This window comes from Nostoc sp. MS1, assembly GCF_019976755.1.
GTDB lineage: Bacteria > Cyanobacteriota > Cyanobacteriia > Cyanobacteriales > Nostocaceae > Trichormus.
Window position 1 is genome coordinate 1,329,220 of record NZ_AP023441.1, and the last position, 26,399, is coordinate 1,355,618.

The following is a 26,399-nucleotide window of genomic DNA, read 5'->3' on the forward strand; positions in this document are numbered from 1 at the left end:
ACCCCATTAAGGGTGATGCTCATAGCAGCTATCAAGAGGATAGATACTGCTCAATTGATGGGTGTTGACGACGTAGCGCAGTCATTGCTTGTTGCTGGATTTGACGTACTCGCTCTCGACTCACATTCAGCTTCTCGCCAATTTGAGCTAGGCTTCGTTCTTGATTATCCAACAGTCCAAAGCGCAAGATTAATACTTCTCGCTGCACTGGTTTGAGTGATGCTAACAAATCATTTAAGTCTTGACGCAGCAACTCTTGGGTAATCTGTTCATTGGGGGATACACCCTGATCCGGTAGTAGTTCGCTTAGTTCTGTATCTTGATTATCTCCGACTTTTAAATCTAGAGAAATTGTCCCGCTCGCTGCACTGAGATATTCTCGAATTTGGCTGGGTTCTAGTTCCACCTTCTGCGCAATTTCGGCAACGGTAGCACGACGACCAAGGGTTTGAAATAGTTCTCGCTGTATTTTTTTGATTTGATTCAGTTTCTCGTTAACGTGAATCGGTAGCCTGACTGTGCGAGATTTTTCGGCGATCGCTCTAGTGATTGCTTGACTAATCCACCAGTATATGTATGTTGATAACTTATAACCTCGGTTGGGGTCAAATTTCTCTACTCCCCTTTGTAAGCCGATCGCTCCTTCTTGAACCAAGTCCAAAAACTCCAAATTACGGCGCTGATACTTTTTAGCAACCGAAACTACCAAGCGTAGATTTGCTGTGATCATCTTTTGCTTGGCTCGTTTCCCTCTGTGAAGTATTTGATTTATTTCCGCTTCGCTTTTGTTTACAAAAATCGCTAATTCTGCTAACGTTGGCTCTCGTTGCAATTGTTCACTAAGCTGTTGCTTTTGCTCGTCAATGGCAATCATTTGCTGTACTTGCCTGCCATAAGTTATTTCTTGGTCTGATGTTAATAAAGGGAACTGACCAATCTCTTGCAAATAAACGCGAACCATGTCAGAACTCAGGCTAGACATACAACTTTAAAAACTCTCCACAATTAGACAGAATTAAAAGTATAAAGCAAATAGCCTCGTTTTTTCAGAAAAAAATCAACTTAAAATTAAACCTGCTACAATTTAGATTTTTGTGGAGAAAGTTCTAACTTATGGTATAGTCAGTACTGGGTCATAGCTAATAAATAATTGCGTATTAGCATAAGCAATAATTAATTACCAACCTCTACAGTACAATAAAAAAATAATTTTATTCTACGAATATGACCTATTAACTCATTAATTGTCCACTGTTAACTGTAAATTATTCAACCCCAATCACGCTTTTCTCTTTGGGAATATAACTGATCGCAGTATAATGCCCAAGCTACACCAAATATACCACTTAGGGAACCAGCGATCGCAGCCGTCACTCCCCATCCTAATGGCCCAGTCCAATTAGTAATTTCTTTAAGAATTGCTGTACTCGCTTTGCTAACTATATAAGTTGTCCCTGCTGCACCAACTGTAACTAAACCTATTTCTAAGAGGATATCTAACATTTCTTTATTAGATAAATCTTCTTGAAAATAAATATTCCAGATACTAGTATACATCAGGCTATCAGAAGCGGTTAAGACGATTTGCTTGGGTATTTCTGCGCCAGGAGTTGGTGCGGCTGTAGCTGTACCGCTACTAATGGAATATGTGGCGATCGCTAATACTGTTTCTAGTCTTTTTTTACCTATTTCACTCATGGGAAACACAACCTATGATTACAACTAAAATATAGCAACAGATATAGAGTTAGGTAATTGCTAGGAGCGTCTATCACTTATTTTGTCATCTAATATTTGTTCAGGTTGCTTTTTTCAAGAATAATTAATAAGAGTAATAAATAAAGTCCGCTTGCGCGGACTAATGGACATTGGATAAGGTTAGGTTATTACCAAGATGGCCTACTATTTTCTAGAGGCTAACTCTATTGTTGATGAATAACTGATATAAATCAAGTGTAAATAGTTAGTTTTTTAGACATAACTACTGCGCTTGTGTCTCAATTTGGATTACAAGAAATATTTGTATATCATTTATTTACATCATAATTAAATATAAATATTATATTTATTTTAGCCAAACTTATCAAATGTTTATGAATATTAGGTCTGAATAGAATTTGCTCAAATCAAAGTTTTAGTTTAAAAATAGAATGGTGGTTCACGAGAATAACCCTAGAAATTCTAATTTCTAGGGTCTTATTTTTTTCGATTGATATTAGGTTAGGACGAAAATCGAGTAACAATTAAGTACAATTAATTTTATCTATAGGAATCCTATATACAAAACTCAACAGAGCGATCGCCTAACTAAATCTTGAAAAATAAACTATAAAAACAAATTTATATAGTATAATGTCTGACCGCCATTGCAAAAATAAGAACGCTATGAATTGGTTTGCTTTGTCTGGGAGACGGTGGAGATGGATGAGTAAATTCGTCTCTTTGTTCTGTCTTTGTTTATTTTTAGTTATCAGTTGTACACCACGCACACAAACAACTACACCAACATCAGGTACTACTAATGCTCCCGCCGGGGATGGACGTATTACAGTAGGGACGACAGGTAAGCCAAGAACTCTAGATCCGGCTGATGCTTATGAATTAGCATCTTTGGGTTTTGTATTTAATTTGAGCGATCGCCTCTATACTTATGAACCAGGTAGTACAGAAATTAAACCGCAACTGGCTACAGCATTACCAAAAGTCAGCCAAGATGCTTTAACCTACACCATACCCTTACGTCAGGGAGTAGTTTTTCATGATGGTACGCCATTTAATGCCAAAGCAATGGAATTTAGTATCCGGCGTTTTATTGAAAATAAAGGTAAACCTTCTTTCTTACTCTCTGATACTGTTGCTTCGGTGAAAGCTACGGGTGATTATGAGTTAACAGTTCAATTAAAAAAACCCTTTGCAGCTTTTCCTTCACTGTTAGCATTTGCGGGAATTTGTGCAGTCTCACCCACAGCTTATGAAATTGGTACTGGTAAATTTAAACCAGATACATTTGTGGGTACTGGGCCTTACAAATTAGCACAGTATGGGACAGATTCATTGCGCTTTGATGTCTTTGATAAATATTGGGGAGAAAAACCTAAAAACAAAGGCATAAATGTACAGATTCAGACCAGTCCAGTCAATTTGTTTAACGCCTTTCGTACTGGCGCAGTAGATGTAGCTTACCAGTCTTTACAACCAGACCAAATTAGAAGTTTAGAAGATGGCGGTAAAAAAGGAGATTGGCAATCAATAACGTCTGAAGGTAGCGTCATTACTATCATGGCGTTGAATCGTAATCAGCAGCCTCTAGATAAACCAGAAGTTAGACAAGCAATAGCATCAATGATTGACCGTCAAACTTTAAATAATAGAGCTTTGTTTGGTCAAGCTGAACCGCTTTACAGCTTAATTCCCACTACCTTTAATGTTTCCCAACCAGTATTTAAAGAAAAGTATACTGATACTAACTTCGACAAAGCTAAACAATTGTTAACTGCGGCTGGTTTTTCTGCCACAAATCCGGCAAAAGTGCAAATTTGGTATCCTTCGAGTTCAGCACCTCGCCGTTTGGCAGCACAAACATTAAAAGCGATCGCTGATCAAAATCTCGGTGGTATACTTCAGATTGAAGTTAGTACAGTCGAAGGTGCTACCTTTTATAAAGACATCACCAAGGGTATATATCCAGTCGCTTTACTTGACTGGTATCCTGACTTTTTAGACCCAGATAACTATGTACAGCCATTCTTATCTTGTCAAAAAGGTTCAGTTGCTAAAGGATGTGAAGATGGAGGTAGTCAAACTCAAGGTTCTTTTTACTATAACGAAGCCGTCAATAAATTAATTGACCAGCAACGCCAAGAGCTAAATGCTGCAAACCGTCAGAAAATATTTGCCCAAATTCAAAATCAATTATCAATCGATATACCTTATATTCCCTTGTGGCAAAGCAAAGACTTCGTATTTGCTCGACAAGGCATAAACAACGTACAACTTGACCCATCACAAATTCTCGTCTATAAGTCAATAGTCAAGGGTTAATAGTCATTAGTCATTAGTCATTAGTCCATAGTCATTAGTCCTGGTTTTGAATCTCAACAACCAGCTAATAACTAAAAACCAATGACCAATGACCAATGACCAATGACCAATGACCAATGACCAATGACTAAAATATTATGTCTCGCTCCAAAGCCTTACAATATTACATCGTCTCTCGGTTACTCTTTGCACCCTTGCAATTATTTACCATTGTGACGATTGTATTTTTATTACTCAGAGCCACATCAGGAGATCCAGTTGATGCAATTCTGGGTGGACGCGCATCAGAAGCTGTTAAACAGCAATATCGAGAACAACTAGGTTTAAATCGACCTTTATTCATACAGTACTTAAACTATTTAGGTGACTTACTACGGTTTGATTTAGGTACATCCTTAAGTAGCCAGGGAAAATCAGTCTGGAATATCATTGGACAACATTTTCCGGCAACAGTAGAGTTAGCAGTGTTTAGCATGGCTGTTGCTTTCATTGTTGGCATATTGGTAGGTACGCTTTCCGCTTCTCGTCCAGGAACATCGTTTGACCTTGGCGGACGGTTATTTGGGATTATTACCTATGCACTACCAATGTTTTGGGCGGGAATGCTGTTGCAGTTGATTTTCTCAGTACAATTGGGCTGGTTTCCCAATTCCAACCGTTTACCCTCAAATATAGACCCTCCTGTGTCGATTACTGGGCTTTACACCCTTGATAGCTTACTCCGGGGCAATTTTGATTTATTTTTGACATCATTACATCATTTAGCGCTTCCTAGTATCACTTTAGGAGTTTTGCTCAGTGGTATTTTTGAGCGCATTGTAAGAGTTAATTTAAAGCAAACACTCAAAGCTGATTATGTAGAAGCGGCTAGAGCCAGGGGTATTTCTGAAAATAAGATTTTAGTTTCTCACGCTCTCAAAAATGCTTTAATTCCCGTAATTACTGTTTTAGGATTAACCTTCGCTTCCCTACTAGGTGGAGCAGTTTTGACTGAGGTAACATTTTCTTGGCCTGGGTTAGCGAATAGACTATATCAGGCTATTTCTGAACGTGATTATCCCACAGTCCAAGGTGTACTAATATTTTTTGGGGCAATTGTAGTGTCAGCCAGTATTTTGATTGATATTCTCAATGCTTATGTTGACCCACGCATCCGTTATTAAATGATTTTTACTATCAAAAATAGTCACTTAATTTTGAAATTTGGCTATAGGGAATAGGTAATCTCAATTGAGATTTTCCTATTCCCATATTTTTTATCCTTTATACAAAAAGCTTAAACTTGATTCCCTCCTGCCTCCTGCCCCTTCTCAAGCTGTAAAATTTGAGTGTTCATCTGAAGAACCTTAACTTTACATTCCAGATAAGCTTGAATAGTTCTGGAAATTTATTTTGTTAGTCCTCAGATGTGTATTAATCTTTAAAATTAAAATGCTTTGGGATACTTGCTTGAGTAATGGCGGGAGGAAAGTTAAACAGTGGATATTATAGATTTGTTTTACAAGGGCGGCCCAGCAATGTGGCCTTTGCTGGCTCTGTCGATTTTATCTGTAAGTGTGATTTTTGAGCGTCTTTGGTTCTGGTTGCGGATTTTCTCGCAAGAAAAGGCGATCGTCGATCGCGTATTAGATGCAGCTCATGATAACTGGGAAATAGCGGCGGATATTGCTAGAGAGGCTACAGATCAACCAATCGGTCGATTCCTCTACGCTCCCTTACATTTACAAAAAACTGACGTAGAAACCTTTCGATTAGCGTTGGAGTCTTCAGCAGAAGATGAATTAGCCGGGATGCGGCGGGGTGAAAAGCTGTTAGAAGCTGTCATTGCCCTTGCACCTCTACTCGGACTGTTAGGTACAGTTTTAGGTTTAATTCACTCTTTGCGCTCCATTCGCATCGGTGATTTGGGAACTGAATCTGCGGCTGGGGTAACTACTGGTATTGGTGAATCCTTAATTAGTACGGCAACAGGGTTAATAGTTGCCATTGTTAGTTTAGTATTTTACCGATTATTCCAAAGTTTTATTGTCAATCAAGTCAAAGTCTTTCGTAAAGCAGGAAATGAACTAGAGTTGCTATATCGCCAGTCTCCCCCAGATTTGAGCAACAGCACGTCAGTAATTAGTCGTGATAGTTTACCCAGTACGACAGGTAGAGGTAAGTTTTCACCGCCTCCTGAACCACCAAATTTAACTTAATGAGGTACAGGGGTATATGGATATAAAGGAAAGAAATTAGTTGGTATCAAGCTAAAGTCAGTAGGTTTGAGGTTTTCCATACCCCTTTCCTCAATTCCAGAATGCCAACCTAGAATTAGCCATGAGCATGAAACAATGAAAGTTAATTTACATACTCCAGTAGAAGAATTACAGATTCAGATTATCCCGTTAATAGATGTGGTTTTTTGTATTTTGACGTTCTTTTTGTTAGCCGCTTTACAATTTACTCGACAGCAAGCTATCAACGTTGATTTGCCAAAAGCTACTACCAGTACAGCCGCCAGTATAAATTCAGCAGGTGGTAATTTGATTGTCACCATTGATGCTGTAGGTAATACTTATGTAGAAAAACAACAGGTCACAAGAGATGGTTTGGTACAAGCTTTGAGACAGTATGTGCAAGCCAACCCTAATGGTGTCTTGGTACTCAACGCTTCACGTACAGCCACTTATAACGATGTCATTGAGACATTAGATTTACTGCGACAAGTAGGAGGCGATCGCGTATCTTTAGGAATTATCCCTACTTCTGCTCAACCCCAACCCAATATTCCTAATCTTCCTATTAATCCTGGTATAGCACCTATACCCAACACTGAACCAGTCCCAGGAATCAATCCCCCACCCAGCGAACTCAATCCCAACTTACCTACAGATAATCAAATCCCTAGCGGACAAGGTAATCCTTTAAATCCCAGCGTTCCCCAAGTGCCTGTAGCACCTAGTCCTGCACGGTAACGGTGAGATAGGGGAGTAGGGGGAGTAGGGGAAGATAAGTAGGCAAGTTTAAGATTCATCTCCCTCATACCCCTCATCTCCCTCATCCCCTGATCATTTACCAAACCTAAAGATATACAAAATATTTTGCTGATAGAGAAAAATATCTGGTAACTTACAAATTATTGGTTAAGCTTCAAATTCAAATACAGTAGTTTGACTAAGTTAACTACAAAACTATAGGAATCAAAGCTAGATACTCAGAGCCTTAAATCTCTGATTGTTGAGTCCTAATTTCTGCTGTATTACTCCATCGATAGACTAGGTAATTTATCGCCAAGCACCATACACGTTTCAGGGGTTGAGGCAATGAACGAAATTTTGACGCTGCTAATTGTTTGGATAGCTACATCTGTCAGCTTGTTGATTATCAGTAAGTTGCCTTTAGGTGTTGAAGTTGACACTCCAAAAAAAGCATTTCTTTCGGCTGCTGTTTTGGGTATTGTGACGGCAATAATCAGACCTGTTTTACGTTTAATATTTGCTGTTCCCGATATACTCACCTTTAACTTATTATCGGGTTTTTTCACATTTATGATTGCCGTCGTCTGCTTTAGTATTGCAGCTTGGCTAGTCGAAGGCTTTCGCTTGCGTTTCGGAATCTGGAGCGCTGTGTTAGGTGCTTTTGCCCTGACATTAATTAACAGCTTAATTTATAAGTTGTTGGGATTATAGAAGTCAATAGTCAACAGGAGCCAGTGCTGTGGGCGGCTCTGCCGACTTGAAGCAACTGGCGTTCCACAGTCCACAGTCCATAGTTAAAAACTAATGACTAATGACCAATGACTAAGCAGAAAGTCTGAGCGCCGACTTCTGGTGAGTCCAGTGCTGTTCGCGTAGCGTCCCGTAGGGAAAGAGGGTTTCCCTCCGCAGGCAACTGGCGAACCCGCGAGGGCGAGGGCGAACAGAACTTTGTAAGATATGACTACTATTCATTTGGCGGTGTAACTGAGGTGCTAGCTTGTTGCTGACGTTGTTCGCGTTTTTTGCGATCAGCTGATAGCATATCAGCCATTACTGCCAGTGCTTGCGTCATTTTGTCTAGATTAGAACGATATAAGTCTAAATCCTTAGTTACTTTATCGTCAGACAGATGCAAGCCTGCGGCAATAGTTTTTAGTGCCTCAGTGCGTTGCTTTTCGTCTTTGACTAAATCTGGATTTGAAAGTTCTAACAATGTAAATAGACCGATCGCAAACAAACGGCTATATTTAAAGCTATTATTATTGGCGATCGCTTGTAGCTGTGCTTGCAAGTCAGGATCTTGCTGTAAATGATTAGCTTGACTTAGCCACGCTATCAGATCATTAGCTGATAAGCTTTGAGCTACAGCTTGCAACCTTTCGGCATCTTGTCTATAGCGTTGTGGATCTTGCTCTACAGCTTGGCAGATAGCATTAAATATAGATTCCTTATCCCGTTCTGGTTGATAGCCTTGCATGAAGCGGTCAAAGGTAGTGACAACACCCAAGGCATAAACGGGATTGTAGCTAAAATCAACATTTACTGACAGCAGGTGCATTTCTACCATCAATTCCTCTACTACCCGACGATAAATTGTGTTAATCGGTCGGGTGTGGAGAGAGTAGAAAGTTCGTTTTGTATCAGAGACGGTACGGAGGACGTTATTCACAAAGAAAATCTTAAGGGCAACGTTATCTTATTTTCTACCTTAAAGGCAACTTTGCCAAGTTGTGGTTTCCGTATGCTGTGGTTATTTGTTGGCTGCAATTTTAAAAATAAAAACCTCCAGTATGTGGAAGGCTGGAGGGAGTGATTTAGTGTAAGGATATTTAACATCCTCCTTTAGATAGATTAAACTTAGGTAAAAAAACGGTTAATTCAAAAACAATTTATTCTTGATTAATTCTCGGCTTTGTTCGCTTTCGGGTGCAAATTTTTAAATAGTAACGATGTACTCAATATACCTAAGAGTGCAATGGTTACGGAAGGCTCTGGTACTGATTGTGTTTGTCTAAATCTGATGTACTCAGATAAGCCATTGAGATTATCGGTATTAATTAGGTCAAACAATTTTAGATTTTGGATTGACGATTTTGGATTGACTGCACCCACAAGATTTAAGTGATGCTATTGCTCAAGTAGTTTAATCAAATTCAACATTTTTTCAGACAACTGTGTATTTCCTTGTTGTCGGAAGAGTTCAGCAGCTTTTCGCAAATCAGTGATCGCCTCTTGCTTATTTCCCAATTCGGCGCGGACAATACCGCGAGTGCCATAGGCTAGGGCAAAGTTGGGATTAATCCTGATGGCTGCCGTATAATCAGCCACAGCCCCTTGCTTGTCTCCCAACGCAGCGCGGACTACACCCCGATTGCTGTATGCTAGAGCTAAGTTAGGATTAATTTTGATAGCTGAGGTGTAATCAGCGATCGCTCCTTGCTGATCTCCTAAATTTACGCGGACTAAACCCCTGTTGAAGTAGGCATCGGCATAGTTGGGATTAATTTTGATGGCTGAGTTGTAATCAGCGATCGCACCTTGCTTATCTCCCAATTTAAGGCGGACTGCACCCCGGTTATTGTAGGCTTTGTCATAGTTGGGGTTAATTTTGATGGCAGTATTGTAATCAGCGATCGCCCCTTGCCTATCCTCCAAATCATCGCGGGTATTACCTCGGTTGAAGTAGGGATCGGCATAGTTGGGATCAATCTTAATCGCAGAGTTGTAATCAGCGATCGCCCCTTGCTTATCCCCTAAAGCCGCACGAGCTAAACCCCGGTTGTTGTAAGCAAAACCATAGTTGGGATCAATTTTGATAGCTGAGGTGTAATCAGCGATCGCCCCTTGCCTATCCCCCAAATCTGCGCGGACTATACCCCGATTGTTGTAAGCTATGGCATTGTTGGGATCAATTTTGATAGCAGAGTTGTAATCAGCGATCGCCCCTTGCTGATCTCCCAATTGGGCGCGGACTAAACCCCGGTTGTTATAGGTATTGGCTGAGTTGGGATTAATTTTGAGCGCAGAGTTGTAATCAGCTAATGCTCCTTGATAATCTTTCTTATCATACTTATTCAAAGCTTGAATAAAGAAATCATCAGCCTTGGGTGCTGTCGTTAATTGAGTCTTAGGCGCATTAACTCCCGTATCTACTCCAACTTTTGCTGACAGTCGCAAAAATGTATTGATCGGAATACCTAAATTAAACCCTGTTTTGCTTTGTTTGGTATCTAAATCTGCCCTACCGTGAACGCCAATGAGTTCGCCCTTTTCGTTCAATACTGCACCACCACTCATCCCTTCTGAGGTATTGTTACTGTAGACCAAAGCATAACCATCACGTAATGGTTTTGAGGCATTAGCCGTAATTGTCCCATTACTAAAAGTGTAGATTGACTGATTAATTGCAAATGTTGGCGCAGGATAACCAGCGACATAAGCCGTTGTGCCTTCACTACTGCTATCAGAGTTGCCGATTTTGGCTACATTGTAATTTTGATTGCTGCTAAACTCGACTACAGCTAAATCTACTCCTGGTAATTGTTTGACACTGCTGTAATTGACGGCATAAGTTTTACCATCAGCAGTCACAATTTCATAATTGTCTTTGACTTCTACGACATGAGCCGCAGTAAGAACTGTATAAGTATTGCCGTCTTTTTTAATAATTACCCCAGAACCATATTTGGGCTTTTTGCTTTGAATTAATACTGTAATTTGTTTAGCAATGTTATTAACTTCGCTTGCCAATAACGCCACAGCTACTTGTGTTTGTACAATAACAATTGTGGCTCCAATGATTGCTGGTGTAATTTGATTATAAAAGTTCATAATAAATCTGTTATAAATTTAAAATTTATGTTGGGCGATCGCCTAATTTCAAATATCTCATTATTTATCTTTATTTAAAATAGAAATTACATTTATTTTCAATCAAAAACTAATTTAATATTATAATTAATTATCGCTAATTTAAGCATAAGATTCATGTAAAACTTAACCAACACTGTTAAAATATGACGACAATCACTCCGACATTATCACTAGAATTAGAGCAAAAATTGCGAGAAAGCATTGCACACCACGACACTGAGAATGTTCGACAGCTATTAGCTGATGCCTTTGCACCAACAGTCGAAGTATTACTAGCAGAAAAAACAGACGTTGCAATTCATAATGATGAATTTGAGGTAATTGCTGACCAATTGGCTGATGATTTTGCAGCTTGTGTTGGGTCAGATGTATTTCCATTATTCAGATTATGCCGTCAGTCGTGAAGGTATTTATGAGGAGCATCCTTAAAAGTGGACTATCTTCTGGATACTAATATGCGATCGCCAACTAACTAAAGAAGAATAGATAATACACTACTGTTGCTGCAATCTAATGAACTCCAGCATTTTTTCATACCATTGTGTATTCCCTTGTTGTCGAAAAAGATCAGCCGCTTTCTGTAAATCCGCAATTCCACCTTGCTTGTCTCCCAATTCGCCACGAGCTATACCCCGACTGCTATAATTTATGGCTAAGTTGGGATCAATTTTGATGGCAGAGCTAAAATCAGCAATCGCTCTTTGATAGTCTTTTAATTTGAGGTGGATTGAACCCCGCAAACCGTAGACAGTGACATTCTCAGGATTAATTTTGATAGCAGTGCTGTAATCAGCTATTGCTCCTTGATAGTCTCCCAAACGTGAGCGGGCTATACCCCGTCCGATGTATGGTTGTGTATATTTGGGATTGAGGCGAATTGCTTGAGTAAAATCAGCGATCGCCCCTTGATAGTCTTTTAAACGTGAGCGGGCTATACCCTGCCCGATGTATGCTTGTGTATATTTAGGATTGAGGCGAATTGCCTGAGTAAAATTAGCGATCGCCTCTTGATAGTCTTCCTTGTTATACTTATCCACGGCCTGGAGCAAAAAATCAGCAGCTTTGGGTGCTGTTGCTACAGGTGTGTTGGGCGCAGAAACTCCCGTATCTACTCCAACTTGTGCAGACATTCGTAAAAATGTATTGACGGGAATGCCTAAATTAAATCCTGTTTTAATTTCTTTAGCATCTTTATCTGCTCTACCATGTATGGCAATGAGTTCACCTTGGTCATTCAATACTGCACCACCACTCATCCCTTCTGAGGTATTGTTGCTGTAGACCAAAGCATAACCGTCGCGTAATGGTTTTGAGGCATTAGCTGTAATTGTCCCATTGCTAAAAGTGTAGATTGATTGATTAATCGCAAATGTTGGTGCAGGAAAACCAGCCACATATGCAGTTGTGCCTTCGCTGCTACTATCAGAGTTACCAATTTTGGCTACATTGTAATTTTGATTACTGCTGAACTGTACTACAGCTAAGTCTACTCCTGGTAATTGTTTAACACTGCTGTAATCAAGTGGGTAACGTTTACCCTCAGCAGTTACAATTTCATAATTATCTTTGACTTCGACGACATGAGCCGCAGTGAGAACAGTGTAAGTATTACCCTCTTTCTTGATAATTACCCCAGAACCATATCTAGGTTTTTTGCTTTGAATCAGCACTGTAATTTGTTTGGCAATGTTATTGACTTCGCCTGCCGATAGTGCCATTACCGCTTGTGGTTGTACCAGGGCAATGGTGACTCCAATGATTGCTGGCGTTATTTGATAATAAAAGTTCATGATAAATATCTTATAAACTTTAATTTATTTTACGCATTGCTTATTACTGCAAACCTGTCACGAAACCGCAAAATCTGTATGTTTTCTTTGTTCAAGGGTTCTAAAAGCCAAAACAATCTGCTCGTGAGGAATCCCCGCCGCAACTAAATCTACCGCAACACCTTCTTCTGTGCCATCGTGCTGAATCCAAAGTTTATGATCAATAATATCGATGTGTAGCAAAGTGCCGTAGATCCGATAACCATTTTGCCACCCAGCTTCTACTAATAGATAGCGATCGCGCTCTCTATCAAACACCAATTCTACTTCCACTTCCTCGTCGCTACCCAGAAAATCAGCATACTCTTGCAGCACTTTTTCAATAATGGTTCTATACTCACCCTTCAGTGAATCCATTGGATAATTTCCTCCTTGAATATATCGAAGGTAACTAAACGAATAATGCCATCTTCAATCAAGGTTTGACCTGCTTCTTCTTCAAAAACTCTCTTACGGGTATCTTCACTAACTGCGAGATAGAGGATATATTCGGGATAGTAGCGTTTCAGCAAACAAGTATATAAAACAAATTGACCAACAGCTTCTTCCAAATCTTTCATATCTGAAGGACGGGTAAAACTTTTTATTTCTACTGCTATTTTTTCAAATCCCCGTTCTGCTGCTAGTAATCGCTTTGCACCTAAATCAACAAAGAGATTTTTTCCACGAGCTAGACGAATCCGCAATGGATCATGGGTGATTGTCCAGCCATCTTTAATCAAAGCATTTTTGACCGTATCGTGATAGATATCTTTAGCAGGCATAGTAGTTTTATTGTAATGCACCTACGTGATCGCCAAGTTTCTACTCAAAGCGATCGCTCTTTGACTCAGTGAATGCGATCACCTACGCTAAGCTACCGCTAACGCCCACCATCAGCTATCAATGCTGATATTTTCTGATCAACTCCAGCGTTTTTTGGTAAGGTTGTGTATTTCCTTGTTGTTGAAACAGTTCAGCAGCTTTCTGCCAATCTGTAATTGCCCCTTGCTTATCTCCCAAATCATAGTGGGCTAAACCCCGACCAAAGTAGGCTTCAGCTAAGTTAGGATTAATTTTGAGAGCTTGGGTGTAATCAGAGATCGCCTCTTGAAAGTCTCCTAATTCATAGCGGGCTGAACCTCGGTTTATGTAGACATCGGCGTAGTGAGGATTAATTTTGAGAGCTTGGGTGTAATCAGCGATCGCCTCTTGAAAGTCTCCTAATTCATAGTGGGTTATACCCCGGTTGTAGTAGGCTAAGTCAAAGTTAGGATTAATTTTGAGAGCTTGGGTGTAGTCAGCGATTGCCCCTTTATAGTCTCCCAATTCATGGCGGTCAAAACCCCGGTTGTTGTAGGCTTGGGCATAGTTGGAATTAATTTTAAGGGCTAAGTTGTAATCAGCTATAGCCCCTTGCAAGTCTTCCAATTTATCACGGAGTACACCTCGGTTGTAGTAGGTATCGGCATAGTTGGGATTAATTTTGAGAGCTTGGGTGTGATCAGTGATCGCTCCTTGTTTGTCTCCTAATTCAGCGCGGGCTAAACCCCGGTTGATGTAGGCTAAGTCAAAGTTAGGATTAATTTTGAGAGCTTGGGTGTAGTCAGCGATTGCCCCTTTATAGTCTCCCAATTTATAGCGGACTACACCCCGGTTGTTGTATGCATCGGCATAGTTGCGATTGAGGCTAATTGCTTTGGTATAGTCAGCGATCGCTCCTTTGTTGTCTCCCTTTGTATACTTCTCCCCACCCTGAATGTAAAAGTCATCAGCTTTAGGTGCTGTAGCTACTGGCGTATTCGGCGCAGCCACTCCTGTATTTACCTCAACTTTTGCTGACAGTCGCAAAAATGTATTGATGGGAATGCCTAAATTAAAACCTGTTTTGGTTTGTTTGGTATCTAAATCTTCTCTCCCATGAATCCCGATGAGTTCACCCTTGTCATTCAAGACTGCACCACCACTCATCCCTGGTTGAGTATTATCGCTATAAACTAACGCATAACCATCACGCAAGGGTTTCGACGTATTGGCAGTAATCTTGCCATCAATGCAAGTGTAGATTGATTGATTAATAGCATAAGTCGGTGCGGGAAACCCAGCTACATAAGCAGTTTCGCCTATTTCGCTTTTATCTGAGTTACCGATTTTGGCAACATTGTAATTGCGACTGCTGCTAAACTGCACTACCGCTAAATCTACTCCTGGCAGTAGTTTTACAGTACTGTAATTGACTGCATAACGCTGACCATCAGAGGTGATTATTTCATAATTATCTTTAACTTCTACCACATGAGCCGCAGTGAGAACAGTGTAAGTATTGCCATCTTTTTTGAGAATTACTCCAGAACCGTACTTTGGCTTTTTACTTTGGATTAATACTGTAATTTGTTCAGCAATTTTACTCACTTCCGGTTGCGATAGTGCCATTACCGCTTTTGGTTGCACTAGGGCGATCGCAACTGTGATGATTGCTGGGGTGATTTGATAAGCAAATTTCATGATTTAATCTTGACTCAGGTTTAAAAGTGAGTTAAGCGATCGCCTACTCTTAATCGCCTTATTAATTTATATTTATTGACTATAAAAATTGACCTTACTTTTTCATCAGTCAAGGCGATATGTATGGTTAGCTAGAATTACTCTAAGCATAATCTTATTATCTTTACTGAGTCTGTCCCAGAAAACTTTTAATTTCAGGTGTTGCTAATAACTTTTTGGCATCAGCAATCAGGTGATCGCTCCAGTAATTTTTCTTGAGAAAAGCTAAATCTGCATATTGTTTATCGATAGTGAGTGCCTGTTGTGCCTTAGTAATTGCTTGTTCCTTTTCACCTTTGTTATATAGCACAACGGCTAATGCCATTAAAGGTTCTGCCAATTTTTGATCAAGTGAAATTGCAGTTTCCCAATTCTTAATTGCTCTTTCTATATTGCCCTCGTAATGGTAAACAAAGCCCAAATTATCATAGGTTATGGCATAATTGGGATTAATTTTGAGAGCTAAGTTGTAATCAGCGATTGCTCCCTGTTTGTCTCCCAAAGTATAGCGGGCTAAACCCCGGTTGTTGTATGCTTCGGTATAGTTGGGATTAATTTTGAGAGCTAAGTTGTAATCAGCGATTGCTCCCTGTTTGTCTCCCAACTCCAAGCGGACTACACCCCGATTGTTGTATGCTTCGACTAAGTTGGGATTAATTTTGAGAGCTAAGTTGTAATCAGCGATTGCTCCCTGTTTGTCTCCCAAAGTATAGTGGGCTAAACCCCGGTTGTTGTAGGCATCGGCATAGTTGGGATTAATTTTGAGGGCTGAGTTGTAATCAGCAATTGCCCCTTGTTTATCTCCCAAATCCGAGCGGACTAAACCCCGGTTGTTGTAGGCATCGGCATAGTTGGGATTAATTTTGAGGGCTGAGTTGTAATCAGCAATTGCTCCTTGTTTGTCTCCCAAATCCGAGCGGGCTACACCCCGATTGTTGTATGCTTCGGTATAATTGGAATTAATTTTGAGGGCTAAGTTGTAATCAGCAATTGCTGCTTGTTTATCTCCCAAATCCGAGCGGGCTAAACCCCGATTGTTGTATGCTTCGGCTAAGTTGGAATCAATTTTGAGGGCTGAGTTGTAATCAGCAATTGCCCCTTGTTTATCTCCCAAATCCGAGCGGGCTACACCCCGATTGTTGTATGCTGCGGCTAAGTTGGGATTAATTTTGAGAGTAGAGGTGTAATCAGCGATTGCTCCTTGTTTGTCTCCCTTGTTATACTTATCCACAGCCTGAAGAAAGAAATCATCGGCTTTGGGTGCTGTTGCTACAGGTGTGTTCGGAGCAGAAATTCCTGTATCTACTCCAACTTGTGCTGACATTCGCAAAAATGTATTGATGGGAATGCCTAAATTAAACCCTGTTTTGCTTTGTTTGGTATCTAAATCTGCCCTACCGTGAACGCCAATGAGTTCGCCCTTTTCGTTCAATACTGCACCACCACTCATCCCTTCTGAGGTATTGTTACTGTAGACCAAAGCATAACCATCACGTAATGGTTTTGAGGCATTAGCCGTAATTGTCCCATTACTAAAAGTGTAGATTGACTGATTAATTGCAAATGTTGGCGCAGGATAACCAGCGACATAAGCCGTTGTGCCTTCACTACTGCTATCAGAGTTGCCGATTTTGGCTACATTGTAATTTTGATTGCTGCTAAACTCGACTACAGCTAAATCTACTCCTGGTAATTGTTTGACACTGCTGTAATTGACGGCATAAGTTTTACCATCAGCAGTCACAATTTCATAATTGTCTTTGACTTCTACGACATGAGCCGCAGTAAGAACTGTATAAGTATTGCCGTCTTTTTTAATAATTACCCCAGAACCATATTTGGGCTTTTTACTTTGAATCAGCACTGTGATTTGTTTGGCAATATTATTGACTTCGCCTGCCGATAGTGCCATTACTGCTTGTGGTTGCACTATAGCGATCGCAACTGTGATGATTGCTGGGGTGATTTGATAAGCAAATTTCATGATTTAATCTTGACTCAGGTTTAAAAGTGAGTTAAGCGATCGCCTACTCTTAATCGCCTTATTAATTTATATTTATTGACTATAAAAATTGACCTTACTTTTTCATCAGTCAAGGCAATATATATGGTTAGCTAGAATTACTCTAAGCATAATCTTATTACCTTGAGTTAGCCTGTCCTAAAAAACTTCTCATCTCAGGTATTTCTAAGAACTTTTGCGTATCAGCAATTAGGCGATCGCTCCAGTTATTTTTCTTGAGAAAACCTAAATCTGCATATTGTTTATCAATGCTAAGTGCCTGTTGTGCCTTAGTAATTGCTTGTTCCTTTTCACCTTTGGTATATAGCACAACGGCTAATGCCATTAAAGGTTCGGCAAGTTTTTGATCAAGTGATATTGCACTTTCCCAATTCTTAATTGCTCTTTCTATATTGCCCTGGTCATGGTAAACAAAGCCCAAATTATCATAGGCTACGGCATACTTGGGATTAATTTTGAGGGCTAAGTTGTAATCAGCGATCGCCCCTTGCTGATCTCCCAATTTATAATAGCGGGCTATACCCCGGTTGTTATAGGCTTGGGCATCGTTGGGATTAATTTTCAGGGCAGAGGTGTAGTCAGCAATCGCCCCTTTATAGTCTCCCAGATCCGAGCGGGCATTGCCCCGTCCGATGTAGGCTTCGGCATAGTTGGGATTAATTTTGAGGGCAGTGTTGTAATCAGCGATTGCCCCTTGTTTGTCTCCCAAATCCAAGCGGGCTACACCCAGGTTGAGGTAGGCTAGGGCATAATTGGGATTAATTTTGAGGGCAGTGTTGTAATCAGCGATTGCTCCTTGTTTGTCTCCCAAAGTATAGCGGGCTAAACCCCGGTTGAGGTAGGCATCAGTATATTTGGGATTAATTTTGAGGGCAGTGTTGTAATCAGCGATTGCCCCTTGTTTGTCTCCCAAAGTATAGCGGGCTAAACCCCGGTTGAGGTAGGCATCAGTATATTTGGGATTAATTTTGAGGGCAGTGTTGTAATCAGCGATTGCCCCTTGTTTGTCTCCCAAAGCCGAGCGGGCATTACCCCGACTGTAGTAAGCTTCGGCATAGTTGGGATTAATTTTGAGGGCAGTGTTGTAATCAGCGATTGCCCCTTGTTTGTCTCCCAAAGCCGAGTGGTCTACACCCAAGTTGAGGTAGGCTATGGCATAGTTGGGATTAATTTTGAGGGCAGTGTTGTAATCAGCGATTGCCCCTTGTTTGTCTCCCAAAGCCGAGCGGGCTATACCCCGGTTGTTGTAGGCTATGGCATAGTTGGGATTAATTTTGAGGGCAGTGTTGTAATCAGCGATTGCCCCTTGGTTGTCTCCCAAAGTATAACGGGCATTACCCCGTCCGATGTAGAGTTCGGCTGAGTTGGGATTAATTTTGATACCTTGGGTAAAATCAGTGATCGCCCCTTGAAAGTCTCCCTTGTTATACTTATCCACAGCCTGAATCAAGAAATCACCAGCTTTGGGTGCTGTTGCTACAGGTGTGTTCGGAGCAGAAATTCCTGTATCTACTCCAACTTGTGCTGACATTCGCAAAAATGTATTGATGGGAATGCCTAAATTAAAACCTGTTTTGGTTTGTTTGGTATCTAAATCTGCCCTACCGTGAACGCCAATGAGTTCGCCCTTTTCGTTCAATACTGCACCACCACTCATCCCTTCTGAGGTATTGTTACTGTAGACCAAAGCATAACCATCACGTAATGGTTTTGAGGCATTAGCCGTAATTGTCCCATTACTAAAAGTGTAGATTGACTGATTAATTGCAAATGTTGGCGCAGGATAACCAGCGACATAAGCCGTTGTGCCTTCACTACTGCTATCAGAGTTGCCGATTTTGGCTACATTGTAATTTTGATTGCTGCTAAACTCGACTACAGCTAAATCTACTCCTGGTAATTGTTTGACACTGCTGTAATTGACGGCATAAGTTTTACCATCAGCAGTCACAATTTCATAATTGTCTTTGACTTCTACGACATGAGCCGCAGTAAGAACTGTATAAGTATTGCCGTCTTTTTTAATAATTACCCCAGAACCATATTTGGGCTTTTTACTTTGAATCAGCACTGTGATTTGTTTGGCAATATTATTGACTTCGCCTGCCGATAGTGCCATTACTGCTTGTGGTTGCACTATAGCGATCGCAACTCCAATGATTGCTGGGGTGATTTGATAATAAAATTTCATTATTTAATCTCCTATAAGGTTTATCACTGTCTTGATTGGTACAGCCCAACTCAGGTGAGTAATCTTTTGGTGCAAAGTTGGATCAGCTTCCGTACCATCAGCAAACACAGAAGGAGTATCCCACAAAGGGTAGGCGTGCATTCCATTCACACCTACAACTTCACCGCGACTATTGAGTAACGCTCCCCCACTCATGCCCTTTTGGATCTCATTGGTGTAACCAATTTGGTATCCTCCCTCTAAAGCCTTGGGCAACATCAACGACACCTTACCAGTAGTCAAGACAAAGCCTTGCTCCCCAGATGGCTTTTCTGTCATGGGAAACCCAACAGCAAAAACCTCATCCCCCACTACAACAGAAGAACCAAGGGATGCGACTGAATAAGTAGTGCCAGTGCTGTGAAACTGTAATACAGCTAAATCATTGTTGCCAAAGTGATTAGTCTTGGGTATATTAGCCGACCAAATGCGACCATCGGCAGTTTGAATGCGATAGGGAGGTTTACTTGCACGCAGCACATGAGCATTTGTCAGCACAGTATAAACTGTGCCTTGTCTTTGCAGAATAATTCCTGAACCTAAAAAATCTGACGATATCACTTTGACAGTGATGGCTTGCGCTTGCAGTTGCAGTTGTTTTACAGATATTTGAGTTATTGGTTGTGGCGGTTGAGTCAGCTTGCTACTACTGATACTTGCCCATATTGACAGCGTAAAGCCAAACGCTCCAACACAGGCAAACAGTGTTAATTTACGCCAGTTCATTTAAGGATTATTACTTTCGCCTGCACTTGGTTGAGATGGTGCAAAGTAAAGGAAAGCTTCGATATCAATATTAACGGGGTCGTTACTTGTCTCACCACCGCTTTGATTCGTGGCGTTTCCAGAAGCTAAAGCACGGCGGTCAAATAATTGGCGTGCGGTAGCGTCAGGATCGCTACCAGGTTTAAGAGTGAATAACAGATTATTTTTGTTACAAACAGCATCTCTTTCAGCCGTGGCACACACTACTGGTTGTCTGTTGAGAATACCTGTTTTGATATATCTTAGAGTGCCGTTATCATAACTTCTTTGAAATCTATAAGATACTTGCTGACAGCGTTGCTGAGGTTTTAATCCCGGAAAGAAATCCGAAACCCAATAAATTAGAGGTATTTTTTTGCGGTCTTGGGTGAAAACAAAGGTTGTAGGTACAGATTTACCTTTAAATTGACCCGTATCGCAACGAAAGGTTGCATTTCCAGCAAAGCTTGGTTGATTGAGGATAGTTGTGCTGACAAAGGTAGTGAGCATCCCCACCCCAAAAACTCTTACACCCCATGTCAAAAATTGACTAGATATCGCCATAGTCATAAATGCAACTTATTAAAAAAGGGTAAATCGCACTATTGCGGGAACACACTCAGCTACAAATGCAAAACAGTATATTTCGGATTATACATATTCTGTAAAAATACCATATTCTTCTGGGTTTTTAATCATCATGCCCAGACTCAATTTTTTGGTAATTACTTTTAATCGCATTCCAGTTACTGGCTATTGGCATTCGCCAACCAGTACCAAAGGCGCGGTCAGTGATTTTTAAGCCTGGAGGTGCTTGGCGGCGCTTAAATTCTGCTCTTGCTAACATCTGGATAACTTTGTCTACTACTGTCTGGTCGTGTCCGGCTGCAACAATTTGCCTTACTGACTGATGGTCGTGAATTAGGCGTTGTAAGATGTTGTCTAAGATTTCGTAAGGGGGAAGGGAGTCTTGGTCAACTTGACCGGGTTTGAGTTCGGCGCTTGGTGCTTTGATGAGGATGTTTTCCGGGATGAGTGGGGAGTGGGAGTTTAGCCATTTGCACAGGGAGTAGACGCGGGTTTTGGGAACATCTGCAATGACTGCTAAACCGCCGTTCATGTCGCCGTAGAGGGTACAGTAACCGACTGCCATTTCGGATTTGTTGCCTGTGGATAGTAATAGGTAGCCGAATTTATTAGCGATCGCCATTAATAAGTTACCGCGAATCCGTGACTGAATATTCTCCTCCGCCAGTCCAAATTCTGTACCTGCAAATAACCCCGCCAAGCTATTATCGAAGCTTTGCATTAACTCGCCAATGGGTAAAATCTGCGTTTTAATTCCCAAATTATCAGCTAATGCTACAGCATCACTAATAGAATGTTCTGAACTATAAGGGGATGGCATTAATACACCCAAGACGTTTTCTTTACCTAATGCCGCACTAGCAATTGTCGCTACAAGTGCAGAATCAATTCCTCCACTTAAACCTAATACTACTTTAGAAAATCCGCATTTTTGGGCATAATCTTTCACGCCTAAAACTAAAGCGTGCCAAATTTCTTCCTCTTCTAATTCATATACAGGAGCAACGGAATTTAATGTAAAATCTCGTTTTGTTTCGTCAAATTCTACTGTAATTAAATCAGTGGTAAAACTCTTAGCACGACACATAACTTCGCCTTGCCGATTTAAAGCAAAACTACTACCATCAAAAAGTAAATCATCATTACCGCCGACTTGGTTAGTATAAATAACTGGCTGCTGAAACCTTACTGCAATATGTTTCAGCATTGCTTCTCGGAAGCTTGGCTTACCCACAGTGTAAGGTGAAGCCGATAAATTAACAATGAACTCTACACCTAATGTTGTCAAATCAGCAATAGGATTTACTATATAACTACGTTTGCCCCAAAACTCTTCGTCATTCCATAAATCTTCACAAATTGTCACGCCAATCTTGAGATTATCTAATACAAAATGATTAGATTGTTGCCCTGCTTCAAAATAACGTTGTTCATCAAACACATCATAAGTAGGCAATAGTCGCTTATGAAAGTATTCCTTAACTTTGCCATTTTCTAATAAAGCTATGCTGTTAAATAAAGGTTTTCCCCCTGTAGTATAAGCTTGATGATTTGCATCAACCGTACCAACTAATACAGCCAAATTCGCAGGTAAATCTTGAGCCAATTGATGCAACGTAACGGTCATAGCTTCTAGAAAACTAGGATTTAATAATAAATCCCGTGGAGGATAGCCACACAAAGATAATTCTGGTGTTAACAATAATCTTGCACCTTTAGCGACTGCCTGCTGTGCCATTTCCAGCATCTTCTGAGCATTACCTGACAAGTCACCAATTATAGGGTTAATTTGAGCGATCGCAATTTTCATAGTTATTAGTCATTAGTCATTAGTCATTAGCTACAACTGTTCGCCTATCAGTAATTACGTTAGCGGAGCGGGGCGGGAGCATCGTTACGAATTAAATAAATACCAAAGGTTTATCTTTAAAAGGTGCAAAAGCTTCTGCATCAAATTTATATAAACTGGCGGGACGACCTGCTCCTCTTGATACTTTAACCCCGGTATCTGATAAAAATCCTAGCTTCAATAAACGGGCGCGGAAATTAGAGTAATCGGAGAAGTTTTCGCCTAAAACTGTTGTATATAACTGATATAAATCACTTAAAGTAAACATTTCTGGCAAAACTTCAAAAGCCACAGGGCTGTATTCCAATTTATTACGTAAGCGCCTATGCCCATAAGCCAAAATTTCATTATGGTCAAATGCTAATTTTGGCACTTGCTTGACTGGATACCAAGCAATACCTGTAACACCATCAGCAATTAATTCTGCTTCTTCAAATCTAACAAGAGCAAAGTAACTAACCGAGAGGTAACGAACACCATAACTATCATTTACTTCTCTGGGGTCACGGTTGGGGCCACCAAAAGTATATAACTGTTCTAAATAGAGATTTTTGACTCTAATTTTCTCTGCCATAATGCGATAAGCCGCATCTTCTAAAGACTCTCCTTCTCGCACCAAAGTACCAGGAAGACTCCAATAATTTAGAAATGGTTCTTGCTGTCTCATTACTAACAGAACTAACAGCCGATTTTTTTCAGTATCTACAGAAAAAATTACATTATCTACACCAACCTTAAAATCAGCCAAAGGTTGTTGATTTAACGAAGTTGGAAACTTTTTGTGGTTGCGTCCTGGCATTTGTACAAATGCTGTTGATTAATATAAGCGACAATAGGGGGGGTTAGAGCTTCGGTATCTCCGTGTTCGCGGTAGGCGGTTGAGGAAACATCTAGACCTGTAAAAGAGGCGATCGCAATTTTGCCTCCTAGTTGTTGGATAGTTTCTACACTAGATTCATCTATTACATATCCGGGTCGTGGCACAATCAACAACTGCACCTGCTGTAATAATTCTTCAATTCGATACCAACGCGGTAATTGACTCAGCAAATCTGAACCAATTACTAAAGTAAACTCTGTTTGTGTACCCCAACGCAATTTCGCCTTCTCCACTGTTTCCAGAGTTCTCAAGCTACTCAAGTCCTGCTCTAAAGCAATATTCTGTCTGGGCGCATCTATATCCGCAATCAACAGCCGCAACATCGCCGCCCGATGTGCTAACAAGGCTTGATGAGCTTTAAACGGGTTATCCGCCGCCCACACAGCTACCCAATCATAACGCTCAGACAACCACCACAGAATAGTTTGATGTCCGGCTGTTGGTGGATCTGCACTTGTTCCAAATAAAGCGATTTTGTTCATAGTTATTTAGTCATTAGTCATTGGTCATTAGTCAACAGTCCATAGTTTTTCTCCTCTGCTTCCCCTACTCCCTACTCCCCACTCCCTTCTTCGTCTGTTCTGTTAACTCTTGCAGTGTGCTAGAAATTTCTACGGGTACGGAAATAGGATTATCTAAACGTCGTGTTTGTTCGCTGAGGCTGGTGACGGAGGCGGCGGTGCGTTGGCGGATTTCTGCTAGGGTTGGAGGCGGTTGTAGGTGTTGACCTTGTTTAACGACTAGTTGTAGTAAGGGTGTTTCTTGTGCGAGAGGTGTATCTGTAATTAACCCCAGTCTATCGACTGTGGCTTTACCTTCCGCATACGACCGGAAAATTTGCTTGCGTCCTGGGTATGTTACTTTACCACTGGACTGTTTCATGACTGGGATATTATTAATTTCTACGAGTTTATAAACTCCGTTGACGGGGGAACCTGTGACCAGTTTGGTTCCTAGTCCGTAACCATCGATTTCTGCACCGGCTGCTTTGAGTTTGGCAATTTCCCATTCATCTAGGTCGCCGCTTGCAAAGATGTCTACTTCTGGTAGGAGCGATCGCACTTGTTTTGATAGGCTAACTAAGTCACCAGAATCTAGCCTCACCCCCGATAATTGCATTTTTCCACTATTCACTTTCTCGGCTAACTGTTGAGCAGCCGCAACGGTATCATAAGTATCTATTAATAATGGCGCACCAGGAAAGTAGCGATGAAACGCACTAAAAGCTTCACCTTCACTGCCTTCCATCGCCGACAACGCCATAACCAAGGCGTGAGCCATCGTACCACTAGGTTGTTGTCCCAGTTGTAGCGCTGCTAACACATTGGAGGTGGCATCTAAGCCGCCAGCTAATGCTGCCCTAGCTGCCCACAAGGAGGCTTGGGGGCTAAAGGCTCGTCTTGTACCAAATTCTAAAAGTGTTGCTTGCTCACCCGCTATATCACGGAGGCGTGCTGCCCTTGTCGCTACTAGGGTTTGGTAGTTAATAGTATTTAATAAATACGTTTCTACTAACTGTGCTTGCCAAAGTGGTGCTTCCACCCGTAAAAATGGTTCGTTGGCAAATACGGCTGTCCCTTCTGGTACTGCCCAAACATCCCCAGTAAATCGAGCCTCTGCCAGCAATGACCAAAAACTTTCTTCTACATGCGCAAAAATGCCTGTAGCTTGTAATGCCGCTATTTGTTCCGGGCTAAAGCGTAACTTTTCTAAATATTCGAGTGCTTGCGCTAGTCCCATTGCAATTAAGTAGCCAAAATCCTCTGGCAAGCGTCGCACAAATAATTCAAAACTAGCTTGTTTTTGTTCTAAGCCCTCACCTGTATAACAAGCTGCCATTGTCAGCTGATATAGGTCGGTAAGTAAGCTGTAGTCAGCAGCAGAGATGTTTAATTCTGGGGTTTGCTGAGTATCCCAGATGGGGATAGTTGTCATGCAAGCGCTTCCTTAAAAGAATGCTTCTTTATATTATGGTAGTTTTTACCATAAATGTTGTCAAGTAGCAAAATATTTTTGCTATATGCGGCTTAATACAGGCATCTTCAGCAATCAATAATCTAATATAGATTAATTACTTAATAATTTTTAATAGTTAAAATGAATAATATCTCGTCATAGCTTTTTTTTAAAAAGTCAGGAATTAAGGTCACGTTCCTGCTATCGCACTCAATTTACAGTCTTTACTATGAGAATTTTTGGGTTAAAATGTAAGTGAAAGCTTTTGCTTGCAAAGAAGTTAAAGTATTGCAAAGCTATCTGAAAAAATATTGCAGATATTCTCGATATATTGAGAAAAAGAGTCAGCTAAGATTATTTGAATTAGATTAGATGAATCACCAGGAATTGGCTCAAATAGGAGTCTAACTTTATGGCTATTTCCAAAATGCTTGCTGGCGTAATGCAATATGTCTCTGAAGCTTTCTTGCGGATTTTTGGCCCTACAGACGATGCGTATCCAATTATAGGAGTACAACCATTTACAGGTGAACCTTATAAAAAAAGTGCAGCAGATACTTGGTAAATAAAGCAGGAAACAGCTAACAGCATCTATTTGTTTGCTGCTACTACGAACTTATCAATAAATGAAAAATAAATCTTTAAGTCATAAAAAGGCATGGAATGATGATTCTGTGTCTTTTTTTATTGTCATTAGTCATTAGTCATTAGTCATTAGTCATTAGTCAACAGTCAACAGTCAAGAGTTACTAAGTAAGTCGGTGGGAAAAAACAAAGCTAAGTTAAGAAAGGTAAACAAGGCTATAACCCTCTTCCCTCCTGCCTTCTGCCTTCTGCCTCCTGCCTTGCCATAGCGATAATTTTTAACACTGAGCTACTTAACTAATTTATATTCTCTCATCC

General features: G+C 40.6%; 23 protein-coding genes. 7 read left to right on the forward strand and 16 right to left on the reverse strand.

What is annotated here, in order from left to right:
* Positions 1-31 precede the first annotated feature (31 nt).
* On the reverse strand, positions 32-982 hold the full coding sequence (locus tag NSMS1_RS05860; protein WP_224091855.1) for an RpoD/SigA family RNA polymerase sigma factor: 951 nt from the start codon (positions 980-982) through the stop codon (positions 32-34).
* A 287-nt stretch (positions 983-1,269) separates the two neighbouring features.
* Positions 1,270-1,698 (reverse strand): hypothetical protein, encoded by a 429-nt coding sequence (locus tag NSMS1_RS05865; protein ID WP_224091856.1) that lies wholly within the window; start codon positions 1,696-1,698, stop codon positions 1,270-1,272.
* Between the two features lie 687 nt (positions 1,699-2,385).
* Between NSMS1_RS05865 and NSMS1_RS05870 the strand changes: the two genes are divergently transcribed.
* The 5 genes from NSMS1_RS05870 to NSMS1_RS05890 all read left to right on the forward strand — a co-directional run bounded on the left by NSMS1_RS05870 (position 2,386) and on the right by NSMS1_RS05890 (position 7,712).
* Positions 2,386-4,041 (forward strand): ABC transporter substrate-binding protein, encoded by a 1,656-nt coding sequence (locus NSMS1_RS05870; protein WP_224091857.1) that lies wholly within the window; start codon positions 2,386-2,388, stop codon positions 4,039-4,041.
* A gap of 137 nt (positions 4,042-4,178) precedes the next feature.
* The gene (locus tag NSMS1_RS05875; protein ID WP_224091858.1) at positions 4,179-5,204 is read left to right on the forward strand and encodes an ABC transporter permease; all 1,026 of its coding nucleotides are present in this window, start codon (positions 4,179-4,181) and stop codon (positions 5,202-5,204) included.
* A 315-nt stretch (positions 5,205-5,519) separates the two neighbouring features.
* Complete coding sequence (locus tag NSMS1_RS05880) at positions 5,520-6,239, forward strand: MotA/TolQ/ExbB proton channel family protein (protein ID WP_224091859.1); 720 nt, start codon at positions 5,520-5,522, stop codon at positions 6,237-6,239.
* A 135-nt stretch (positions 6,240-6,374) separates the two neighbouring features.
* On the forward strand, positions 6,375-6,998 hold the full coding sequence (locus NSMS1_RS05885) for an ExbD/TolR family protein (RefSeq protein ID WP_224091860.1): 624 nt from the start codon (positions 6,375-6,377) through the stop codon (positions 6,996-6,998).
* 348 nt (positions 6,999-7,346) lie between these two features.
* Entirely contained in the window at positions 7,347-7,712 is a 366-nt protein-coding gene (locus tag NSMS1_RS05890) for a phage holin family protein (protein ID WP_224091861.1), read from the forward strand.
* A 253-nt stretch (positions 7,713-7,965) separates the two neighbouring features.
* Here NSMS1_RS05890 and psb29 read toward each other — a convergent pair whose 3' ends face one another.
* Together psb29 and NSMS1_RS05900 are read right to left on the reverse strand one after the other, a co-directional pair.
* On the reverse strand, positions 7,966-8,670 hold the full coding sequence (gene psb29 / locus NSMS1_RS05895; RefSeq protein ID WP_224091863.1) for a photosystem II biogenesis protein Psp29: 705 nt from the start codon (positions 8,668-8,670) through the stop codon (positions 7,966-7,968).
* Positions 8,671-9,128: 458 nt separating this feature from the next.
* Complete coding sequence (locus NSMS1_RS05900) at positions 9,129-10,832, reverse strand: tetratricopeptide repeat-containing serine protease family protein (protein WP_224091865.1); 1,704 nt, start codon at positions 10,830-10,832, stop codon at positions 9,129-9,131.
* A 185-nt stretch (positions 10,833-11,017) separates the two neighbouring features.
* On the opposite strand from NSMS1_RS05900, the gene NSMS1_RS05905 reads away from it, so the two are divergent.
* On the forward strand, positions 11,018-11,278 hold the full coding sequence (locus NSMS1_RS05905; protein ID WP_224091867.1) for a hypothetical protein: 261 nt from the start codon (positions 11,018-11,020) through the stop codon (positions 11,276-11,278).
* Positions 11,279-11,368: 90 nt separating this feature from the next.
* Here NSMS1_RS05905 and NSMS1_RS05910 read toward each other — a convergent pair whose 3' ends face one another.
* The 12 genes from NSMS1_RS05910 to NSMS1_RS05965 all read right to left on the reverse strand — a co-directional run bounded on the left by NSMS1_RS05910 (position 11,369) and on the right by NSMS1_RS05965 (position 25,475).
* Positions 11,369-12,664 carry a tetratricopeptide repeat-containing serine protease family protein gene (locus tag NSMS1_RS05910; protein ID WP_224091869.1) on the reverse strand — a complete coding sequence of 432 codons (1,296 nt, stop codon included), beginning with the start codon at positions 12,662-12,664 and terminating at the stop codon, positions 11,369-11,371.
* A 57-nt stretch (positions 12,665-12,721) separates the two neighbouring features.
* Entirely contained in the window at positions 12,722-13,060 is a 339-nt protein-coding gene (locus tag NSMS1_RS05915; protein ID WP_224091871.1) for a XisI protein, read from the reverse strand.
* Entirely contained in the window at positions 13,048-13,467 is a 420-nt protein-coding gene (locus NSMS1_RS05920; protein WP_224091872.1) for a XisH family protein, read from the reverse strand. The genes NSMS1_RS05915 and NSMS1_RS05920 overlap by 13 nt, the downstream gene beginning before the upstream one ends.
* Positions 13,468-13,585: 118 nt before the next feature.
* Complete coding sequence (locus NSMS1_RS05925; RefSeq protein ID WP_224091874.1) at positions 13,586-15,187, reverse strand: serine protease; 1,602 nt, start codon at positions 15,185-15,187, stop codon at positions 13,586-13,588.
* Between the two features lie 163 nt (positions 15,188-15,350).
* Complete coding sequence (locus tag NSMS1_RS05930) at positions 15,351-17,210, reverse strand: serine protease (protein WP_224091876.1); 1,860 nt, start codon at positions 17,208-17,210, stop codon at positions 15,351-15,353.
* 157 nt (positions 17,211-17,367) lie between these two features.
* Positions 17,368-19,440, reverse strand: coding sequence for a serine protease (locus NSMS1_RS05935; protein WP_224091878.1), 2,073 nt, complete (start codon positions 19,438-19,440; stop codon positions 17,368-17,370).
* 3 nt (positions 19,441-19,443) lie between these two features.
* On the reverse strand, positions 19,444-20,205 hold the full coding sequence (locus NSMS1_RS05940) for a serine protease (RefSeq protein WP_224091880.1): 762 nt from the start codon (positions 20,203-20,205) through the stop codon (positions 19,444-19,446).
* Positions 20,206-20,793, reverse strand: a complete 588-nt coding sequence (locus NSMS1_RS05945) for a COP23 domain-containing protein (RefSeq protein ID WP_224091881.1) — start codon at positions 20,791-20,793, stop codon at positions 20,206-20,208.
* 121 nt (positions 20,794-20,914) lie between these two features.
* Positions 20,915-22,621 carry an NAD+ synthase gene (locus NSMS1_RS05950; RefSeq protein ID WP_224091883.1) on the reverse strand — a complete coding sequence of 569 codons (1,707 nt, stop codon included), beginning with the start codon at positions 22,619-22,621 and terminating at the stop codon, positions 20,915-20,917.
* Positions 22,622-22,712: 91 nt separating this feature from the next.
* Entirely contained in the window at positions 22,713-23,459 is a 747-nt protein-coding gene (locus tag NSMS1_RS05955; protein ID WP_224091885.1) for an NUDIX hydrolase, read from the reverse strand.
* Complete coding sequence (locus NSMS1_RS05960; protein ID WP_224091887.1) at positions 23,420-24,022, reverse strand: nicotinate-nucleotide adenylyltransferase; 603 nt, start codon at positions 24,020-24,022, stop codon at positions 23,420-23,422. The genes NSMS1_RS05955 and NSMS1_RS05960 overlap by 40 nt, the downstream gene beginning before the upstream one ends.
* A 64-nt stretch (positions 24,023-24,086) precedes the next feature.
* On the reverse strand, positions 24,087-25,475 hold the full coding sequence (locus NSMS1_RS05965) for a nicotinate phosphoribosyltransferase (RefSeq protein WP_224091888.1): 1,389 nt from the start codon (positions 25,473-25,475) through the stop codon (positions 24,087-24,089).
* A gap of 433 nt (positions 25,476-25,908) precedes the next feature.
* On the opposite strand from NSMS1_RS05965, the gene NSMS1_RS05970 reads away from it, so the two are divergent.
* Complete coding sequence (locus NSMS1_RS05970; protein ID WP_224091889.1) at positions 25,909-26,061, forward strand: nicotinate phosphoribosyltransferase; 153 nt, start codon at positions 25,909-25,911, stop codon at positions 26,059-26,061.
* The last annotated feature ends 338 nt before the right edge of the window (positions 26,062-26,399 follow it).

What these genes read in the sequence shown, in the direction of transcription:
- NSMS1_RS05870 (WP_224091857.1), top strand. Translation starts at nt 2,386, where the DNA reads ATGAATTGGTTTGCTTTGTCTGGGAGACGGTGGAGATGGATGAGTAAA.
- NSMS1_RS05890 (WP_224091861.1), top strand. Translation starts at nt 7,347, where the DNA reads ATGAACGAAATTTTGACGCTGCTAATTGTTTGGATAGCTACATCTGTC.
- NSMS1_RS05935 (WP_224091878.1), bottom strand. Translation starts at nt 19,440, where the DNA reads ATGAAATTTTATTATCAAATCACCCCAGCAATCATTGGAGTTGCGATC.
- NSMS1_RS05910 (WP_224091869.1), bottom strand. Translation starts at nt 12,664, where the DNA reads ATGAACTTTTATTATCAAATAACGCCAGCAATCATTGGAGTCACCATT.
- NSMS1_RS05950 (WP_224091883.1), bottom strand. Translation starts at nt 22,621, where the DNA reads ATGAAAATTGCGATCGCTCAAATTAACCCTATAATTGGTGACTTGTCA.
- NSMS1_RS05930 (WP_224091876.1), bottom strand. Translation starts at nt 17,210, where the DNA reads ATGAAATTTGCTTATCAAATCACCCCAGCAATCATCACAGTTGCGATC.
- NSMS1_RS05925 (WP_224091874.1), bottom strand. Translation starts at nt 15,187, where the DNA reads ATGAAATTTGCTTATCAAATCACCCCAGCAATCATCACAGTTGCGATC.
- NSMS1_RS05955 (WP_224091885.1), bottom strand. Translation starts at nt 23,459, where the DNA reads ATGCCAGGACGCAACCACAAAAAGTTTCCAACTTCGTTAAATCAACAA.
- NSMS1_RS05865 (WP_224091856.1), bottom strand. Translation starts at nt 1,698, where the DNA reads ATGAGTGAAATAGGTAAAAAAAGACTAGAAACAGTATTAGCGATCGCC.
- NSMS1_RS05875 (WP_224091858.1), top strand. Translation starts at nt 4,179, where the DNA reads ATGTCTCGCTCCAAAGCCTTACAATATTACATCGTCTCTCGGTTACTC.
- NSMS1_RS05885 (WP_224091860.1), top strand. Translation starts at nt 6,375, where the DNA reads ATGAAAGTTAATTTACATACTCCAGTAGAAGAATTACAGATTCAGATT.
- NSMS1_RS05970 (WP_224091889.1), top strand. Translation starts at nt 25,909, where the DNA reads ATGGCTATTTCCAAAATGCTTGCTGGCGTAATGCAATATGTCTCTGAA.
- NSMS1_RS05940 (WP_224091880.1), bottom strand. Translation starts at nt 20,205, where the DNA reads ATGAACTGGCGTAAATTAACACTGTTTGCCTGTGTTGGAGCGTTTGGC.
- NSMS1_RS05905 (WP_224091867.1), top strand. Translation starts at nt 11,018, where the DNA reads ATGACGACAATCACTCCGACATTATCACTAGAATTAGAGCAAAAATTG.
- NSMS1_RS05945 (WP_224091881.1), bottom strand. Translation starts at nt 20,793, where the DNA reads ATGACTATGGCGATATCTAGTCAATTTTTGACATGGGGTGTAAGAGTT.
- NSMS1_RS05860 (WP_224091855.1), bottom strand. Translation starts at nt 982, where the DNA reads ATGTCTAGCCTGAGTTCTGACATGGTTCGCGTTTATTTGCAAGAGATT.
- NSMS1_RS05960 (WP_224091887.1), bottom strand. Translation starts at nt 24,022, where the DNA reads ATGAACAAAATCGCTTTATTTGGAACAAGTGCAGATCCACCAACAGCC.
- NSMS1_RS05915 (WP_224091871.1), bottom strand. Translation starts at nt 13,060, where the DNA reads ATGGATTCACTGAAGGGTGAGTATAGAACCATTATTGAAAAAGTGCTG.
- NSMS1_RS05900 (WP_224091865.1), bottom strand. Translation starts at nt 10,832, where the DNA reads ATGAACTTTTATAATCAAATTACACCAGCAATCATTGGAGCCACAATT.
- NSMS1_RS05965 (WP_224091888.1), bottom strand. Translation starts at nt 25,475, where the DNA reads ATGACAACTATCCCCATCTGGGATACTCAGCAAACCCCAGAATTAAAC.
- NSMS1_RS05920 (WP_224091872.1), bottom strand. Translation starts at nt 13,467, where the DNA reads ATGCCTGCTAAAGATATCTATCACGATACGGTCAAAAATGCTTTGATT.